A 17,352-nucleotide genomic window follows, 5' to 3' on the forward strand; every position below is an offset into this window, starting at 1 on the left:
CCAGCCTGGAAATTGGGCGGACGGTTCCGCACTCACGCCGTGCTGGCATGCACCGTTACGGGCGCGGCGCTGCTGCTGCGCATGGCGGCGTTTACATGGATGATGGCTCCCATTCAGGCGCGCGCCGGAACACAGGCGGAGATCCACGCAGCGGTTGTGGAAACGTCGCCGGGCTTTCTTGAGGATACCGTTCGGGCCGGTGTTCTTGTGGACGAAGTGAACGGCATGGCTGTGCGCCCTTTTCGGGTGTATTTTCTTTCTCTGCCGCAGGCTTTGCCGGGCGAATGCTTTTCTGCGCGCGTGGAGTTCGCGGAACTGGAAGAAAACGAATATACATACGGCAATTACGCAGACGGCATTTTTCTGGCGGGAGAATATCTGGACGGCTTTTTGCCACAGGGGGAGAGCGGTGCGCTTTGGGCTCGGGCGAAACGGGTGCAGGCGGCGTTGAGCATGGCGCTGCGCAAAGTTCTGGCACAGCCTTATGCGGGAGCAGCCGCGGCAATGACGGCAGGCGACCGTGCGCTTTTGACGGATGAGGTGAAGGACGCGTTCCGGGGCGCAGGGCTGTCCCATGTGCTGGTGGTGTCCGGTCTGCATCTGTCCGCAGTGGGCGGGCTCGTTTATGCGGCGGTGCGGCGTATGGGGCGGCGCAGGCTGGCCTGCGCCTGCGCCATGTTTTCCTCTCTGGCTTTTATGTGCCTCACGGGTTTTACACCCTCTGTTGTGCGCGCGGGTACGGCAATGCTGCTGCTCTACGGGGGCGCTCTGTTTAACAGGAAAAGCGACGCGCTCACTTCGCTGGGCCTAGCGGCACTGCTTTTGTGCCTGCAGAACCCATATGCTGCCGTGGATGTAAGCCTGCTCCTTTCGTTCTCGGCCACGTTGGGGGTGCTTTGGGTGACGGCGGCGCACAGGCGCTGGCGCGCCGGCAGCGCGGCGCAGGGAAAAAACGCAGCACGGCTGGTCTGGAAGCTGCTGTGGACTGCCGCGGTGCCGGCCGCGACGTCTCTGACCACGCTTCCCGTGCTCATTGCCATCGGCGGAGGAGTTTCTTTGCTTTCCGTTGTAAGCAATCTGCTTGCAGTGCCTGTTATGCCGGCTGTCGTGGGCCTCGGTTTTGCAGCGGCGCTGTGTTCGGGCGTGCCCTGGCTCGGTTTTCTGGCAAAGCTGACGGGTCTGGGCTGCGCGCTGCTTTTGCGCTGGATGCTGGCCGTGGCGGAATGGACGGCGTCCGTGCCGTATGCGTTTCTGCATGTGAGCGGGGCCTTTGCCATGTGCGCGGCTCTTTTGCTTTGTGCGCTTGGCTGGGCAGCCTGGCGTCTGCATGTCCCTGTACGGCGGGCGGTGCCCGCTTGTCTGGCGTTTGTAATGCTGTCAGGCTTGGCATACGCGGCGGCGGATAGCGGCGTTGTGCGCATGGAGCTTGCAGGCAGTGCGGCCAATCCGCCTCTGGTGGTAATGCAGGGGCTTAAAACTGCGGTCCTGTTCCGTGGCCCGGAAGCAAATGCGGACGATGTGCGGGAGGTGTTGGAACAATACAACCGTACGCAGGTGGATCTGCTGGTGGATCTGCGCATGGAGGGTGATACGGCTGCACTGGCACAAAAACTGCATGCGCAGGATGCTTTGAGTGCACAGAACAGCATCATAAACAGTACCATTCTCGCACCGTTCCATGATATAATCATTTATGTAAAGCATCAGGCGAAGGGGAATTTTGCCTGTGTTGAGGTGTGCGGATACCGCGTGGGGATCGCCAGCGGCAGTGTGGAGTTTTCTTCTTATCCGCCTTTTGACATTTACGTTGCGGGCACAGGACGGCCGGATGGGCTGGCGTGCACGCATCTGATCCTGCCCCGGACAGGGTATCGATGGCTTGAGGATGCGCCCCGGGCACAGTTCCACGGCCCTGCGGATATCTGTCTGCGCGCGGGAGCGTCTGTAACGATCAAAGAGGGGAACAAATGGTTTTAAACGAGCAGAATCTTAAAAAAGCGCTGGAACAGCCGCTGCGGCACGGCGTTTATTATTACTATTCCACTGAGGAATATCTTGTGCGGAGCTACGCCGCAAAAACGCTGGCCCTGCTGGCAAAGCAGGAGGACGATGCGGAGGTAACGCGTGTTGAAGGCCCTGCTCCGTCTATTGAGGAAGCCGTGGCTGCTGCGGGCACCATATCATTTTTCGGTACAAAACGCATCGTTGAACTGCCGATGCTGGAGCCGTCCGCGATGAACGAGGCGGATGTGGGGGCGCTTTGCGACTTGATGCAAAGTCTGGAAAACGCAGTGCTTGTGATGAGCACAGTGTTTAAAGACGACAAGGCGAAGCTCTCCAAAAAGGCCAAACAGCTGATCGGCGCAGCGGAGAAGGCCGGGCTGACGGCAGAACTTGTAAAGCCCGGGCCTCAGGACGCAAAGCGGTTTGCTGTGGAAAAAGCCCGGGAGCTGGGAGCGGTTTTGTCCCCGGGCGCTGCGTCTGAGCTGGTGGAACGCTGTGGGACAGACCTGTTTGCGTTGGAGAGCGAGCTGAGCAAGCTGGCGGCTGTGGCTGATTATGGAGAGATCACGCCTGAATTGATCGCACAAATGGGCACCCAGAGCATCGAAGCGGATGTGTTTGAAATGGTGCGTCTTGTCACGGCGCGCAATAAAACACGGGCGATGGCCAAGCTGTCTCAGCTGTTGGAACTGCAAAATGAGCCCATTGCCATTGCGGCGGCGCTGTCCGGCTCGTTTGTAGATATGTACCGTGTGAAGTGCGGCGCAGCGGCACATCGTAATTATGCGGCCGTGCACAAGGATTTTTCATACCGGGGAAGCGATTACCGCCTGCGCAAATCCGGTGAGACGGCGTCCCATTATTCCCGCGCCCAGCTGGAGCACATCCTCAGTGTGCTGCTGGGGCTGGATGCCGCGTTGAAATCATCTGCCGCAGACGGAACGGTGCTGCTGCAGACGGCTCTTTGCGAAGTGATGCAGATCGGAGAACGGCGATGAAGAAGCTGCGCGTGGAAGAAGTGATCGTCGTAGAAGGCAAGTACGACGCGGCGAAGCTGGCGGATTTGGTGGATGGGCTCATTCTTACGACGAATGGATTTTCGGTCTTTAAAAATGCGGAGACAAAGCGTCTGCTTGTAGAACTGGGCAAAAAGCGGGGCATTATCGTTTTGACGGATTCCGATGACGCCGGGTTCCGCATCCGCAATTATATCAATAAGCTGGCGCAGGGCATATGTGTGAAAAATGCATATGTTCCGGCCATCGCAGGGAAAGAGCGGCGTAAAGCTCAGCCTTCGAAAGAAGGCGTGCTGGGCGTGGAGGGTGTGCCGTCCGAAGCGATACTGCGCGCACTGCAGACCGCGGGCGCGCGGGAAAAGGCGAAGCGCGCAGGGCGCGCCATCACCTATACCGACCTGTACGAGCTGGGTCTTTCCGGCACAGAGGGAAGCGCGGGCGTGCGGCGCGCCTGGCTGCAAAGCCTTGGCCTGCCGCCGCGCCTTTCCAAAAAAGCGCTGTGCGAGGTGCTCAACAGTCTGTACACTTATGAGGAATTCGTACAGACCGTGCCGGGAAACAGTGCTTCGTTGATATAAGCTGTGCAAAAAGCCGCCCTGTCCGCAAGTTGCTTCTGTGCGTTGCGGACGGAGCGGCTTTTGGTTTTTTTTAAAACATGGGGCGTGAACAGCGGAGATGGCGATACGGAACGCTTTATTTAAGCGTTCCGTCCAGGACCTGCGCATAATACCAGGGCCGGGAAGCATACAGCGTTTTGCCGGAGAGCGCCGCGCACGATCCATCCGGCAACGCGGGAAAGTGAAGGCTGTACGCGCACAGAGCCTGATATTTGAGCTTCAGTTCCCGGTTGGCCGCGTTGTTCCCGTATTTGCCGTCCCCAAGGATAGGGCAGCCGATGGAGGCCAAATGCGCGCGTATCTGATGTGTGCGCCCCGTGACGAGTTCAACCTCCAACAAAGCCAGCCGTCCGCTGACAGCCAGCGTTTTATATTTTGTCACAATATCTTTTGCTCCGGGCGCGGATGTGTCCAGAATACGCACACGCGCCTGTCGGGCGTCCTTTTGCAGATAGCCGCGCAGTGTTGCTGCCGCAGGCGAGGGGTGTCCAAAGGTGACGCAAAGGTACTTTTTTTCGATCATACGCTCTTTTACAAGGTGCAGCAGAAGCGCTTCAGCCTGCTGCGTCTTGGCAATGAGCACAAGACCGGACGTGCCGGTATCGAGCCGATGGCAGAGGCACGGAGTCCAGCCGCGTTCCGGCGCATATTCGCCTTTGTGATACAGGTACAGGAGCGCGCGGTTGATGAGGGTGTCGGCAGTGCGTCCGTCTTCATCCGTTACAGGAAGTCCGGCGGGCTTGTCGGCAACCAGGACGTCGCTGTCTTCATAAACGGCGCACAGCTCCGGCCTTGCGGAAAGAAATAACGGGCCGTCCGGCTTATCCAGAAGCAGATCCGGCAAAAAAACACGCACAGTGCTGCCGCGTGGCAGGCGTGCAGAGAGCGGAAGCTTTTTTCCATCCACCTTGATTTTGTTTTCACGCAGATACTTGTGCAGCCTGCCGGGGGAAAGCTGAGGATACTGCGCAAGCAGCGCGGAGTCCAAACGGGGCATGGAAGCATCGGTGATGACAAATTCGCGCATATTGGGTTTTCCCTTCTGACGGCGAAAGGCATGCCGCACGGGCATGCCTTTCGCTTTGCTTTATGGTGCTGCTGACGGGAATCGAACCCGTATGGTGTTGCCACCGAGGGATTTTAAGTCCCTTGCGTCTGCCGATTTCGCCACAGCAGCAAACAGGCGGCTGGTTCGGCCGCTTTCTTATCATACAATAAATTCCGCCCGCATGTCAACGGCCATATAAAAAGCGTGGGCATATTCGTAAGAAAAAACTTTACATCGGCAAAGCGCTCACTTATAATATTTTTATGCCGCGCGCGTCCGTGCGGCTTCGGCGGCTTTTGGGCCTTTTCAACCGGCATATCCGGCATGTTTGAAGGCAGAATGCCCGCCTTGCAGTAAAGAGGGGATCGTATATGTTTATTCATGAAATGTTTCAGCAAAAGCCCTGTGTTTTTTCCGTTGAGGTGTTTCCGCCCAAAAAGGCAGGGGCCGCGGAGGAAACGCTTTATCCGGTGCTGCGAGAGCTGTGTACGCTTGGGCCGGATTACATCAGCGTTACTTATGGCGCGGGCGGAGGCACGGCCGGACAGTCGACTGCAAAGATTGCGTCGTATATCAAAAACGGGCTGCATGTGGAGGCTCTGGCGCATCTGACATGTGTAAACTCCACGCGTGTGCAGGTGGAGGAAACACTTACCCGGCTGCGCGAGGACAACGTGGAAAACGTTCTTGCCCTGCGCGGGGATATCAACCCGGATCTGCCGCGCCGGATGGATTTCCTGCATGCGAGCGACCTTGCAAAAGCCATTGCGCAGACCGGCGGCTTCGGCGTGGCAGGTGCGTGCTATCCTGAGGGGCACGTGGAAAGTCCGTCGCTGAAAGCGGATGTAGAGAGCCTGCGCTACAAGGCGGAAGCGGGCGTTTCCCATCTTATCACACAGTTGTTCTTTGACAATGTCAGCTATTACCGATTTTTGAATATGGCGCGCAAGGCGGGAATTTCTCTGCCCGTGCAGGCTGGTATTATGCCCATCGTGAGCAAAAGGCAGATCGAGCGCACCGTGGCGCTCAGCTCCGCCAGCCTGCCGCCGCAGTTTACTAAAATGATCAGCCGGTATGACCACGACGAACAGGCCCTGTTCGACGCAGGCATTGAATACGCGGTCACACAGATCCGCGACCTGATCACAGGCGGGGCGGATGGAATCCATTTATATGCAATGAATAACGCACGGGTGGCGCGTCTTGTATATGAGGGAATCCGCGATCTGCTGCCGGAAAGGACATGAGGATGGAGCTTGCACTGCCCGAGCGGTTTAATACCCGGCAGGCGCTGCGGTATTTGGGCATCAGCACAGAAGAGCCGGACAGCGCGACGCGGGCTCTGCTGCGGCGTGCGGAGAGGACGCTGCGCGCAGCAGCCGGGCCGCGCGCAGTGGCGGTGCGCGCAGCGCGGGATGATATTTCTCCTTATTTGCAGGGAAACGATATCCTGCGGCATCTGGAAGGGTGCGGGAGCTGTGTGCTCCTGGCATGTACACTGGGCGCCGGAGTAGATGCGGCCCTGCGTGCTGCGGGCGCGTCCGATATGGCGTATGCTGTGGTGTTGGACGCGCTGGCTTCTGTGGCGGTGGAGCAGACGGCCGATGCCGCTGAACAGACGCTGCGCAATGAGGAACGGGAGGAAGGGCAGTTTTTGACGGGGCGTTTTTCTCCTGGATACGGCGATTATCCCATCGCCGTGCAGAACGATCTGCTGCGTTTGCTGGATGCACCGCGAAAAATCGGCCTGTGCGCCACTCCGGCGCATCTGCTGACGCCGCGCAAGAGCGTTACGGCTGTTTTGGGCGTGGCCGGTCATCCGGTGACGGGCCGTCGTGCGGGCTGCGCAAACTGTGCGCTGCGTGAACGTTGCGCTTACCGTAAGGAGGGGAAGACCTGTGAATAAAATATTTGACGGGAAACGCTATTGGCTGTTGGACGGCGCGATGGGGACGATGCTCCAGAAAAGCGGCCTCAAGCTGGGGGAAAGGCCGGATCTGCTTTCCATCACACATCCTGATGTAGTAGAGCGCATCAATCGGGCATATGTGGAGGTCGGCAGTGATTTGATTTGCGCCAATACGTTTGGGTCCAACGCGAAAAAGCTGGCCGGCTGCGGCTATACGGTGGAAGAAGTGGTCGCCGCAGGCATTGGGACGGCAAAACGTGCTGCGGCCGGAACCGCGGCGCGTGTGATGCTGGACGTTGGCCCCATAGGCGAACTTCTGGAGCCCGCAGGCGTGCTGAAATTTGAAGAAGCGTACGAGATTTACAAGGAAGTTGTCCTGGCGGGCTGGCGTGCCGGAGCGGATCTGGTGAAATTCGCCACAATGACAGACTTGTATGAGATAAAAGCAGCGGTTTTGGCGGCAAAAGAAAACACACCTCTTCCGGTGCTTGTTTCCATGACGTTTGAGGAAAACGGCCGCGCGTTCACAGGCTGCACCGTGGAGTCTTTCGCGATCACCGCGGAGGGGCTCGGGGTGGACGGCGTGGGCATCAACTGCTCATTGGGTCCGGCGGAGATCTATCCAATGGCGCAGCGGCTGTGCGCCGCAACCAGCCTGCCGGTGTTCATCAAACCAAATGCGGGCCTGCCGGACCCGGCCACCGGAAGGTACAGCATCGGCCCGAAGGAATTTTGTGATGAACTGGAGCGCTTCAAGGCGTTGGGAATTTCGGCGGTAGGAGGGTGCTGCGGTACTACGCCCGAATATCTGGCGCTGCTCGCCAAGGCTTTTAAGCAGGACACGCCTGTGCACCGGGAGCCTGTGCGGCGCAGTGCCGTGTGCACTCCGACACGCACTGTGGAAATCGACACTGTACGTGTGATAGGCGAACGGATCAATCCCACGGGAAAAAAGCGTTTTAAAGAGGCGCTTCGGGACGGAGATATGGATTATATCCTTTCCCAAGCGGTGGAACAGGCGGGCGCGGGCGCGGATATCCTGGACGTAAATGTGGGCCTGCCGGAAATTGATGAACAGGAAATGATGATCCGTGCTGTAAAGGCTGTGCAGAGCGTGTGCGATCTGCCGCTGCAGCTCGATTCCACCCGCGCGGATGTTCTGGAAGCGGGGCTTCGGGTATACAACGGCAAGCCTATCGTCAACTCGGTAAACGGGGAACAGGCGGTGCTGGACCGTCTGCTTCCCATCTGCAAAAAATACGGAGCTGCGGTCGTAGGCTTGACGCTGGATGAAAACGGTATCCCGGCGCTGGCGGAGCAGCGGTTTGCACTGGCGCAAAAAATCGTGGCCGCGGCCGAAGCCGCAGGCATCCCGCGGGAAGACGTATATATCGACTGCCTTACTCTTACGGCCAGCGCCCAGCAGGAAGCGGTGCGGGAGACTCTGAAAGCCGTACGCATGGTGAAAGAGCGTTTGGGCGTTAAAACGGTACTGGGTGTTTCCAACATTTCTTTTGGGCTGCCCTGCCGGGAACAGGTGAACACCAGCTTCCTCACACTGGCAATGGCACACGGCCTGGATCTGCCGATCATCAATCCCAACGCAGAGGCAATGATGGCGGCGGTGGCCAGCTTCAAGGTGCTGTACAATATCGACAGGGACTCTAGGGAGTATCTGGCCCGTTACGCCGGACAGGCAGCGGTGCAGCCTGCGGCACAACAGACTGTTACTCTGTACGACGCGGTGCTTCAGGGACTGAAAGCGGCTGCGGCGCAGGCGGCACGCACCGCATTACAGGCGAAAAGCCCGGAGGAGCTTGTCAATGAGGTGCTCATTCCGGCGTTGGACACGGTGGGCGCCGGTTTTGAAAAGGGCGTATTGTTCCTGCCGCAGCTTCTGCAGTCCGCAGGCGCGGCGCAGGCGGCGTTTGAAGTCGTAAAGGATGCGATCGCGGCGTCGGGAAAAAAGAGCGGCGGCAAAGGGAAAATTATTGTGGCGACCGTAAAAGGCGACATTCATGATATTGGAAAGAATATCGTTAAAACGCTTTTGGAAAATTACGGCTATGACGTGCTGGACCTGGGGCGCGACGTGCCTGCGGAAACCGTGGTAAAAGCAGCGCAGGAGCATGGCGTACGATTGGTGGGCCTCAGTGCGCTGATGACTACCACGCTGGGCAGTATGGAAGAAACCATCTGTGCGCTGCGCAGGGCCGGGCTTTCCTGCCAGGTGATGGTGGGCGGCGCGGTGCTTACACCGGAATATGCAATGCACATCGGCGCAGATTACTATGCAAAAGACGCGAAACAGTCTGTGGATATCGCCCGGGAGGTTTTGGGGTGATGCAGTGTGAATAGAGGTCTGCGGCAGCTTACGGAGCGGGTATTTTATTTGCCGCATGAAGAACCGGCGGATCGTCCTGTGCTGGGGTATATCCGGGGAGAGCGGTACTCCCTTGCCGTGGATGCGGGAAATTCCCGCCGTCATGTGGAAAAATTTTATGCGGCGCTGGACGCCGCGGAGCTTCGGCGGCCGGATTTTACGGTGCTGACCCACTGGCATTGGGACCATACGTTTGGCCTTCATGCGGTGGACGGCGCGGCCATCGCGTGCGAGGCCACGAACGAAATGCTATGCAGGGCTTCACGCTGGAAGTGGAGCGAAGAAGCCATGCGGGAACGCCTGCGGACGGGTGAAGAAATTGAATTCTGTGACAAGCATATCCGTGCCGAATATCCCGACAGGAAAGAAATCAGCGTCGTACCGGCCAGCCTTGTGTTTCATGGACGCCTGTCCATTGATTTGGGCGGTGTACACTGTGTGCTGCTGCAAACCGAAGCGCCCCATGAAAGAGATTGCGTTCTGGTGCATGTGCCGGAACAGGGGATTTTATTTGCCGGGGATGCGGACTGCGGGGATTTTTACAGCCTTGACGGCGGTTATGATAAAGCACGGCTGAAGCGTTACCTTGCGTCGGTGGAAGCAATGGAGTTCAAGCTGTATGTGCCGGGCCACGGCGCGCCGGAGCGGAAAGCGGAGACGCTTGCCGCTCTGCGCGCGGAATTGGAAAGTTTGGAAGGCTGATACGCACCCATCGAAAAATAAGCGCGGCGTCTCATTAGCAACACACTCATAAGGAAGTAATGGTATCTTGCAGGACAGCATGGCAAATTGCTATGCTGTCCTGCTTTTTCTTTCTCGTTCAATGGTTTGCCTGTCCTCGTCCTGTTTCAGTTCCCCGACGAAGTTCCAAATAATCTGGATTTTTTGCCGCCGGTGGCCGCTGGACTTGTCCAGCGCATGGACGATAATCTTTTTCACAAACTCGTTGACAATCGTGGGCGTGAGTTCGGTAATCCCTACATACTTCCGAATGACCGCCGCAAAACTGTCAAAATCCGCTTTGTCCTGCTCGTAGGTGCTTACCATTTCCCAGCCTACCCGGACTTTCTCCGTCAGTTCTTTCTGCTCCGCTTCATACTCGGCGGACAACTTCAAAAACCGTTCGTGGGAAATTACGCCGGATATATCGTCCTCGTAGATACGCTTGAAAATCCGATCAAGTTCCGCTATCCGTTTCTCGGCTTGGGAGATTTCCCGCTTGCGCTTTTTCGTTGTTTTTTCCGCTTCTTCAAACCGCTGTTCATATACCGCCTTTTGAAAACTCATAATGTCCTCAAAGAACATGGCGGTTACATCGAATATCCGGCGCAGCATAAACCGTTTCAGCGTCTCCTCGCGGATAAAGTGCATGGTGCAATCTCCCGGATTGCTTTTGTACCTCGCGCAGCGGTAGCAATCCTGCTCCGGGGTCATGTTCTTGCCCGTAGCAAAATGCAGTTTGCTGCCGCAGTCGGCGCAGTAAAGCAAGTCGGAGAATAACCCTTGCCGTTCCGTTTGTTTAGCGGGGCGGCGTTTATTTGCCCGGAGTTCCTGTACTCGCTCAAACACATTGCGGTTAACAATGGCGGGTTGTGTGTCGGGGAAGATACGATAATTCTCCAGGGCGTTTTGCAGACGCTTTTTCAGTTTGTGGGACTTGGAGTAGGTTTTGAAGTTCACCGTACATCCCATATATTCGGGGCGTTCCAAAATCCCCCGTATGGTTTCCACAGACCAGCGGTAAAGATTGTCCGGCATAGGCTTGCCGTCCCGTTTTGCATAGTACGCGTTGACAGTCAAAACCTTGTCGGCGGTTAAAACCTTTGCAATCTGCATCAGCCCTTTCCTCGCAACGCACAAGTCAAAAATTCGCTTGACGATCTCGGCGGCTTCCTCGTCCACAATCCACTTTTTCTTGTCGGTGGGGTCTTTCACATACCCATAGGGCGGGTTGCTGCAAAGATATTCCCCGGCGTTGCCCTTTGCCCGCATGATGGCGCGGATTTTCTTGCTGGTATCGCGGGCATAGAAATTGTTAAACAGATTGCGGAACGGGGTAAAATCGTTGTCGCCCTTATCGCTGTCTACACCGTCGTTGATGGCGATATACCGTATATCGCGCTCAGCAAAGAAACTCTCGGTGTAGTAGCCGACTTTTAGATAGTCCCGCCCCATGCGGGATATACCCTTGACGATAACCATTTTGACCTTTCCCGCTTCCGCAAGGCGTATCATCTCATTCCAGCCGGGTCTATCGAAAGTTACTCCGGATATGCCGTCGTCGATGAAAAAGGTTAGGTTGGGAAAACCGTTGTTCGTTGCATACTTGAGCAAGATTTTCTTTTGGTTGGCTATGCTGTTGCTTTCTCCGTCCAAAGCGGCCTCTTGTGATAAACGGGCATACAAAGCGGTGATGTTGTCAGGATATGTATTCATGGTTCATTCCTCCTGTAATGAACGCCCGACAAACAGGTTGCTAACGCTATTATAACGCTCCTTGATTTTCTTGTCAGCAGGCGTTTCGCTGGTTTCCGCTTTGATGAGGCGTGTCATCTTGTCGTAGAGCAGTTCGGAGCCGCCGCAGGAAGTTTCGACTTCAAAGACCGTCCCGCTGATTTGATAGCATACGATTTCGTTCAATGGATTGCCCGTATGAGGCAATACATCGCTATGTTCTGCTTCTCGCTTCTTTTCCATTCCTTTCCCGTCCTTTCCTTGTTTCGAGTAGGGAGCAAGCACAGCAAATGAGTACCCATTTGCAATTTTGGGCTTGTTGGGAAAATCCCAATCCCTTGTGTGTTCCCTCACTCAATATCCCGTTTGAAAGGCGGTTTTTGTTGCGTGTTTATCGTTGTGTAGTGCAGTTTTTCAGCAATCCGATTCTTGGCTTTGCTAAACAGGTTGTTTGTAAATGGCGATATTCCATGATATAATTTTAATAATACGGGGTAAAAGAGGTGATCTCATATGGATTCGGTTCTCTCAAGGTTGCGGCTTGAGATTCAAAACATTTTCCGTACAGAAAGCGGCAATCAAGCAAAGGTTTCTTTTATGACAGCATATCGGTTTACCGAAGCAAAAATCAATATGCCACAGACGGAAAAGCCATATCTGTATCTTGTCCTTGATGGGACGCTCCGGCTTTATACGCCGTCGGGAATCATGGACTATATGCCCGGACAATACTCCATATCCAAAATAGACACGCCATTGTACGGTACAATTTTATCCCTTTCAGAACAGAATGATTTTTTAGCAATCGCATTGGAACTGACAAGTCATGAGGTGATTGCTGCCGTACTGGATTTGGACAACACATTGGCTGAAAGGATTGTGAAAGAGGCCATTCCAGAGCAAGAAATGTCTTTGGCTGATGATGCCGTTATAGAATCTGTTTATCGGCTTCTCGTTACAATGCAAAAGCCGCTCGCATCTGATTACATACGCAGGAATATCATGCGTGAAGTCATCTATTATATCCTTTGCGGCTCATGTGGCAAACAGTTCCTGCAAGCCATTACAAATATACAGAACGTCGATGAAATCTACGAAGCAAATAGTTGGATTAAAGAGAATTTCCGCAGTTCGTTTACCGTAGAGAGTTTGGCGGAACAGCAAAATATGAGCGTTTCATTGTTTCATCAAAAATTCAAGAGCGCAGTGGGAATGGGGCCTCTGCAATGCCAGAAGAGGTTACGTTTGACTGAAGCGCGGCGGCTGATGTTAGACGATGGCCGGAATGTAACAGAGGCCTCGTTGGAAGTCGGATATGAGAGTGTGTCGCAATTTATCCGCGATTATAAGAAAATGTTTGGAACCGCGCCTAAAGAAGATATTTCTCACTTCAAGGAGCCGTTAAAGAAATAGGATATTTTTTCAGAGGAACAGGCAAGCCAAATGCCTGTTCTTTTTGTTATGATACGACATAGGAAGCACATTGCTATTTCCTTAAGAAGTTATCTGAAAGCGAGGTATTTACAATGATTTTAACAGACGAATTGTGCGACAAACTATGCGCTGCCGCAAAGGAGAAAAGCAGGGAGATCGGCATTGACATCAGTTTTGCCATTAGCGATGAAAATGGGCTGCCGCGCGTTTACCGCAGATATGGTGAAGCATTGGTATTAAGCATTACACTTGTTCCCGGCAAGGCTTATACCGCCGCCGTTACCCAATGCAAAACAAAAGATGTTGCCGAAGCCGCCGCGGAGGGCGCTTCCCTTATGGCAATTCAGACAAATGATCCCCGCATTACGCTCGTAGCTGGTGGGTATCCGCTGTTTGCAGATGGAAAAATCGCGGGCGGTATTGGTGTCGGCGGCGGGAGTGAGGCGCAAGATTGCGAGATTGCGGAGTATGTTGTTTCCGTATTCAACGAAGCAATTAAGTAAGCAGGATATATGTTGATGAATAATATCAGTAGTTTTTGCACTTGCAAAAACATAAATTGTCCACTACATCCAACAAAGCATGACAAAGGGTGTAGCCCATGTATCAGTAAGAATTTACAGTTGAAAGAAATTCCAAATTGCTTTTTTAATCTCATTGAAAATGCGGAAAAACGGACGGGCGATACATTTGAAGATTTTTCTAAATTGATTAGCTGTCTTAAATAATTCTTCTTTTCCAAACGCCCATGTAGTTTTATGCTGCGTGGGCGCTTGTTGTCATTCCCCCTACTTTAGGCAGAAAAGGGGGTGAGAAAAATGGCGAATACAGAGCAGTATCGGGAGCATATCGAGTGTACTTTCAACGCCTTTTACAAAATTGTGCTTTACCATGCGGCGCTGGAGGCTTACAAGAAATTGCGAAAAAAGCAGCAATTTGAAATATCCCTTGACTATCTTCATGAGTTTAATTTTGAGCCTGTTACTACAACAGATGAGCATTTTGTGAAATACGATGAGCCTATTGCCTTTATCGTTCGCGGGAAAACAGTAATTGTGGAAAGTGATACGTTAGCAGCCGCCTTGCTTCGACTTCCGAAAAAGCGGCGGGAAGTGCTGTTTTTGCGGTACTATCTCGGTTACAGCGACGAGGAAATCAGTAAGATGTGCGGCATTAGCCGAAGCGCAGTCTTCCGCAGACGAAAAATCGCTTTGCACTTAATGCGAAAAGAAATGGAGGTGTTCGAGAATGAGGAATAGGAAGTATAAATTGCTGCCTTATGAAATCATCGAGAAAGCAGCAGTCGGGGAGCCGGAAGCAGTGAATACGGTAATCCAAAACTATATCGGATACATCAAATATCTGTCCTATTTTCAAGGGAGTATCAACGATAATATTCAAGACTACCTCAAAGCATGCTTAATGGAAGCCTACCCAAGTTTCGCTTTGATAGATGACGAGTAGCAAAGCCAGAAAAAGCCGTCAAGGATAAACTTCGCGCTTCGCGTCCTTGACGGCTTTTCCCGCCTTTGCTGTTGGGTAGTTAAGAGGGCGCAAACGGATAGACCGCTTGCGCCCTCAAAATATTATTGTGCGTTACGCAATGGAGCGTGATAACCCTTAGTGCTGCAATGCTTTTCGGACTTAAAAGCAGAACGGTTAAGGGTTTATATGCTCGCCAGTAAAAACGGCTTCTTCCTGCGTAACAGTTCGCTATGCCAGCGTGGATATTTAGGCGAGCAAAAAATCTGAATTGATAAGGTTTGCAGAGTGCAGCAACGGGGCGGGTAATATAATATCCCTCGGAAGCACAAAAATGCTGTTCTATCGTTCCACTAACTCTTAATATTTCTTGTATTTGTACACATACAGCAGTATAATAAAAACGTCGGGGGTGAATGTGATGGGTGAAATTATTCAACGTTCAAAGTATGAAAAAGACTTCATCGAACGAACTTATTCAAGTATTGTTACAGATATATCCATTGCGTTTTCTGAGCTCGTAGCGAATTCTTGGGATGCTGGTGCAACAACGGTTTCTATTACGTTGCCTGAAAAAAGAGGCGATGAAATCGTTATTGAAGATAATGGAACAGGAATGACAGACGATGAGTTCCAACAAAGATGGATGGTTATTGCATATAATCGAGTAGCACATCAAGGGGAATATATTGAGTATATATCATCAAAGGGAAAGGCAAAAAGATTAGCATACGGCCGAAATGGCGTAGGGCGCCATGCAATGTTCTGTTTTAATGACCAGTATCAAGTAGAAACTTGGAGAGATGGAAAATGCAATAAATACTTAATTAGTATTGACGGTGGTGATTCTGCGTTTTCTGTACTTGAGCATAGTATATTTGACAAAGCTGGAAATGGTACTCGCTTAACTGTAAAAGCAATAAAAAAGCAGCCCACGAAAAGTGAAGTAATGCGTACTCTTAGATATCGTTTCCTTTTTGACCCGGAGTTTTCTGTTTTTGTAAATAATGAACAAATTGAATTTCAAACCAATATTGCTCCTACGGTTAGCAAAGAAATTTTGCTGAAATCAAAGGCTAAAATCAAGATTGACATTTACCAAATTCCGGATGGCGAAAAAACTACTGCTACTAATGGAATTGCATTTTGGACAGGTGCGAGATTAGTTGGAAATCCCTCTTGGAATATAGGTAATACACGAGTTGAAGATGCGCGCAGAAAATTTGCGCTACGCCATCTGATAGTTATAGAAGCCGACCACTTGATAGATGATGTGTTTTATGACTGGTCGCGTTTTAATAATACTGAAAAGGTAAACGAAGTTTTTTCTGCGGTAATACACTTCGTTAGAGAATTCCGTGGGGAATACTATAAAGGAAAAGTAGCAGAAGTTAGAAAGGATGTAATTAAAAATAATATTGATAGAATCGAAACCCTTTCAATACCTTCGTTATATGATTTAAAAAATTTTTTTGAAAATTATTTGGAACAAAAACCAGAAGTTGATACCGATGAATTGAATATTATTGTCAACGCTCTTATATCTGTTCTCCAATCAAGAAATGGATTGTCATTATTAGAGAAATTAGCTGAAATGGATGTTGACGATATAGATACCCTGAATAGATTTTTGGATGAATGGTCGGTAACTGACATAAAAGATGTGCTTGATGAAATTGATCGCAGGTTGAAAGTTATTAGTGCGATTGAGCAACTTTGTAGTGATTCCACGACTGATGAACTGCACGTTTTACACCCCCTTATCAGTCAAGCAAAATGGTTATTCGGAGTAGAATTTGATAATCCAAATTACACGTTTAACCGAACGCTTACTACAGTGCTACAAACTCTGCTAAAAGGTCAGCGCAACGAAAATGTTGATATTAATTGGTCTAAACGACCAGACTTAGCAATTGGAAGCGACTTTACTCTTAGTTCTACATGTACAGAAGAAGCTGATGAAAATGAAATATTTGTAATCAGCAAAGTGTTAATTATTGAACTAAAAAAGGGTGGCTTTACTATTGGACGAAAAGAAATGGGGCAAGCAGAAGAGTATGTTGATAGCCTTTACAAAGGGAACAAGCTGAATTGTAAGCCTAAAATCAAAGCTTTTGTTGTTGGCGATACTATTTCTGAAGCTATAAGCACAAAAAAGACACAGGAAGACTATGGCGAAGTTTATGCCTATACATATAGGCAACTTGCTCAAACCGCCGGAAAGAGATTGTTTAATTTGAAAGACAAGTTGACAACTCATTACCAAGCATTAATCGAAAAAGACTATCTGTCAGAGATTTTGGAAGAACCGCGACAAATGGAATTAAAATTAGCGGAGTAGATTTGATTATAAAGCAAAAGGATAGGCATACCGAGATTGGTAGCCTATCCTTTGCTTTGTATTGTACCTGTTTGTCAGCCGTTAAGTTAGTTTGCTTTCAATACTTCCTTATCGGTGGTTGACATTCGAGACGCCGCGCTTTTATATAGGCAGCGGCAAAGAAACCGGCGGCACAGATAAAACACACTTTATGCCTCGTACTGCAGACGTTCCTCCGTCCATTCCTTTAGAACCGGGAGCATGGCCCGCGCTTCCCGGTTCGCTCCGGGCAGGTCCTGCTCACGGTAATTGCCGCATTCAATTTCGGAGGCGCCGGGGATATCGCCCGCATAATCCGCCATAAAGCGAAAGCTGTCCTGCACCAGCCGGATGGCGTCTGCGTGGGACAAGCCGCGGGTGAGCAGATAGAACCCGGTGCGGCAGCCCATGGGCCCGACATAGATGACGCCGGGGCCATATACCGAGTTGCGGGCGTAGGTGGCGAACAGATGCTCAATGGTGTGCAGCGCTCCGTTGGCCAGATAATCGCCCTGATTCGGTTTTTTCATGCGAATGTCATAAGTGACCACATCGCCGTCCACACGGGAGATATACATGCCGCGCTCGAGCCGGGTGTGATCCACACAAAAGCTTGCGATCCGTTCCATTGCTGTTCCTCCAATCC

The 17,352-nt window shown here is 52.0% G+C and carries 17 protein-coding genes and 1 tRNA gene; 13 read left to right on the forward strand and 5 right to left on the reverse strand.

The window, feature by feature from the left end:
• The first annotated feature begins 12 nt into the window (after positions 1-12).
• From TQ39_RS00100 to TQ39_RS00110, 3 genes are read left to right on the forward strand one after another with little or no spacing between them, the layout of a single operon-like run.
• Entirely contained in the window at positions 13-1,977 is a 1,965-nt protein-coding gene (locus TQ39_RS00100) for a ComEC/Rec2 family competence protein (RefSeq protein WP_158555323.1), read from the forward strand.
• Entirely contained in the window at positions 1,968-3,002 is a 1,035-nt protein-coding gene (gene holA, locus TQ39_RS00105) for a DNA polymerase III subunit delta (protein ID WP_050004128.1), read from the forward strand. Before TQ39_RS00100 ends, holA begins: the two co-directional genes overlap by 10 nt.
• Entirely contained in the window at positions 2,999-3,598 is a 600-nt protein-coding gene (locus TQ39_RS00110; RefSeq protein WP_050004129.1) for a ribonuclease M5, read from the forward strand. Before holA ends, TQ39_RS00110 begins: the two co-directional genes overlap by 4 nt.
• A gap of 115 nt (positions 3,599-3,713) precedes the next feature.
• Here TQ39_RS00110 and TQ39_RS00115 read toward each other — a convergent pair whose 3' ends face one another.
• Together TQ39_RS00115 and TQ39_RS00120 are read right to left on the reverse strand one after the other, a co-directional pair.
• On the reverse strand, positions 3,714-4,664 hold the full coding sequence (locus tag TQ39_RS00115; RefSeq protein WP_050004130.1) for an RluA family pseudouridine synthase: 951 nt from the start codon (positions 4,662-4,664) through the stop codon (positions 3,714-3,716).
• Between the two features lie 63 nt (positions 4,665-4,727).
• A tRNA-Leu gene (locus TQ39_RS00120) sits at positions 4,728-4,814 on the reverse strand.
• A gap of 242 nt (positions 4,815-5,056) precedes the next feature.
• Here TQ39_RS00120 and TQ39_RS00125 point away from each other — a divergent pair.
• Genes TQ39_RS00125 through TQ39_RS00140 form a run of 4 tightly spaced genes read left to right on the forward strand, consistent with a single transcriptional unit; the run spans position 5,057 to position 9,679 of the window.
• The gene (locus TQ39_RS00125; protein ID WP_009325600.1) at positions 5,057-5,932 is read left to right on the forward strand and encodes a methylenetetrahydrofolate reductase; all 876 of its coding nucleotides are present in this window, start codon (positions 5,057-5,059) and stop codon (positions 5,930-5,932) included.
• Between the two features lie 2 nt (positions 5,933-5,934).
• Positions 5,935-6,591 carry a methionine synthase gene (locus TQ39_RS00130; protein ID WP_050004131.1) on the forward strand — a complete coding sequence of 219 codons (657 nt, stop codon included), beginning with the start codon at positions 5,935-5,937 and terminating at the stop codon, positions 6,589-6,591.
• Complete coding sequence (locus tag TQ39_RS00135) at positions 6,584-8,938, forward strand: homocysteine S-methyltransferase family protein (protein WP_270774890.1); 2,355 nt, start codon at positions 6,584-6,586, stop codon at positions 8,936-8,938. The genes TQ39_RS00130 and TQ39_RS00135 overlap by 8 nt, the downstream gene beginning before the upstream one ends.
• A 6-nt stretch (positions 8,939-8,944) precedes the next feature.
• Positions 8,945-9,679, forward strand: coding sequence for an MBL fold metallo-hydrolase (locus tag TQ39_RS00140; RefSeq protein WP_069955668.1), 735 nt, complete (start codon positions 8,945-8,947; stop codon positions 9,677-9,679).
• A 90-nt stretch (positions 9,680-9,769) separates the two neighbouring features.
• Here TQ39_RS00140 and TQ39_RS00145 read toward each other — a convergent pair whose 3' ends face one another.
• Positions 9,770-11,413, reverse strand: coding sequence for a DUF4368 domain-containing protein (locus TQ39_RS00145; RefSeq protein WP_050004132.1), 1,644 nt, complete (start codon positions 11,411-11,413; stop codon positions 9,770-9,772).
• 3 nt (positions 11,414-11,416) lie between these two features.
• Positions 11,417-11,674 (reverse strand): hypothetical protein, encoded by a 258-nt coding sequence (locus tag TQ39_RS00150; RefSeq protein WP_050004133.1) that lies wholly within the window; start codon positions 11,672-11,674, stop codon positions 11,417-11,419.
• 270 nt (positions 11,675-11,944) lie between these two features.
• Between TQ39_RS00150 and TQ39_RS00155 the strand changes: the two genes are divergently transcribed.
• The 6 genes from TQ39_RS00155 to TQ39_RS00175 all read left to right on the forward strand — a co-directional run bounded on the left by TQ39_RS00155 (position 11,945) and on the right by TQ39_RS00175 (position 16,688).
• A complete protein-coding gene (locus TQ39_RS00155) occupies positions 11,945-12,844 on the forward strand; it encodes a helix-turn-helix domain-containing protein (RefSeq protein WP_050004134.1) in 900 nt (299 codons plus the stop codon).
• A 113-nt stretch (positions 12,845-12,957) separates the two neighbouring features.
• Entirely contained in the window at positions 12,958-13,368 is a 411-nt protein-coding gene (locus TQ39_RS00160; protein ID WP_050004135.1) for a GlcG/HbpS family heme-binding protein, read from the forward strand.
• Positions 13,369-13,383: 15 nt separating this feature from the next.
• Positions 13,384-13,593 carry a DUF6485 family protein gene (locus TQ39_RS21530; protein WP_082052082.1) on the forward strand — a complete coding sequence of 70 codons (210 nt, stop codon included), beginning with the start codon at positions 13,384-13,386 and terminating at the stop codon, positions 13,591-13,593.
• 90 nt (positions 13,594-13,683) lie between these two features.
• On the forward strand, positions 13,684-14,124 hold the full coding sequence (locus TQ39_RS00165) for an RNA polymerase sigma factor (protein WP_050004136.1): 441 nt from the start codon (positions 13,684-13,686) through the stop codon (positions 14,122-14,124).
• Between the two features lie 10 nt (positions 14,125-14,134).
• The gene (locus TQ39_RS00170; RefSeq protein WP_242853433.1) at positions 14,135-14,329 is read left to right on the forward strand and encodes a helix-turn-helix domain-containing protein; all 195 of its coding nucleotides are present in this window, start codon (positions 14,135-14,137) and stop codon (positions 14,327-14,329) included.
• A 439-nt stretch (positions 14,330-14,768) separates the two neighbouring features.
• Positions 14,769-16,688, forward strand: a complete 1,920-nt coding sequence (locus TQ39_RS00175) for an ATP-binding protein (protein WP_050004138.1) — start codon at positions 14,769-14,771, stop codon at positions 16,686-16,688.
• Between the two features lie 188 nt (positions 16,689-16,876).
• Here TQ39_RS00175 and TQ39_RS00180 read toward each other — a convergent pair whose 3' ends face one another.
• Entirely contained in the window at positions 16,877-17,335 is a 459-nt protein-coding gene (locus TQ39_RS00180; RefSeq protein ID WP_009325604.1) for an S-ribosylhomocysteine lyase, read from the reverse strand.
• Between the last annotated feature and the right edge of the window lie 17 nt (positions 17,336-17,352).

This window comes from Ruthenibacterium lactatiformans, from assembly GCF_000949455.1.
GTDB lineage: Bacteria > Bacillota > Clostridia > Oscillospirales > Ruminococcaceae > Ruthenibacterium > Ruthenibacterium lactatiformans.

Coding starts and splice junctions, on each gene's coding strand:
- holA (WP_050004128.1), top strand. CDS start 1,968: ATGGTTTTAAACGAGCAGAATCTTAAAAAAGCGCTGGAACAGCCGCTG.
- TQ39_RS00110 (WP_050004129.1), top strand. CDS start 2,999: ATGAAGAAGCTGCGCGTGGAAGAAGTGATCGTCGTAGAAGGCAAGTAC.
- TQ39_RS00115 (WP_050004130.1), bottom strand. CDS start 4,664: ATGCGCGAATTTGTCATCACCGATGCTTCCATGCCCCGTTTGGACTCC.
- TQ39_RS00125 (WP_009325600.1), top strand. CDS start 5,057: ATGTTTATTCATGAAATGTTTCAGCAAAAGCCCTGTGTTTTTTCCGTT.
- TQ39_RS00130 (WP_050004131.1), top strand. CDS start 5,935: ATGGAGCTTGCACTGCCCGAGCGGTTTAATACCCGGCAGGCGCTGCGG.
- TQ39_RS00145 (WP_050004132.1), bottom strand. CDS start 11,413: ATGAATACATATCCTGACAACATCACCGCTTTGTATGCCCGTTTATCA.
- TQ39_RS00150 (WP_050004133.1), bottom strand. CDS start 11,674: ATGGAAAAGAAGCGAGAAGCAGAACATAGCGATGTATTGCCTCATACG.
- TQ39_RS00155 (WP_050004134.1), top strand. CDS start 11,945: ATGGATTCGGTTCTCTCAAGGTTGCGGCTTGAGATTCAAAACATTTTC.
- TQ39_RS00160 (WP_050004135.1), top strand. CDS start 12,958: ATGATTTTAACAGACGAATTGTGCGACAAACTATGCGCTGCCGCAAAG.
- TQ39_RS21530 (WP_082052082.1), top strand. CDS start 13,384: ATGAATAATATCAGTAGTTTTTGCACTTGCAAAAACATAAATTGTCCA.
- TQ39_RS00165 (WP_050004136.1), top strand. CDS start 13,684: ATGGCGAATACAGAGCAGTATCGGGAGCATATCGAGTGTACTTTCAAC.
- TQ39_RS00175 (WP_050004138.1), top strand. CDS start 14,769: ATGGGTGAAATTATTCAACGTTCAAAGTATGAAAAAGACTTCATCGAA.
- TQ39_RS00180 (WP_009325604.1), bottom strand. CDS start 17,335: ATGGAACGGATCGCAAGCTTTTGTGTGGATCACACCCGGCTCGAGCGC.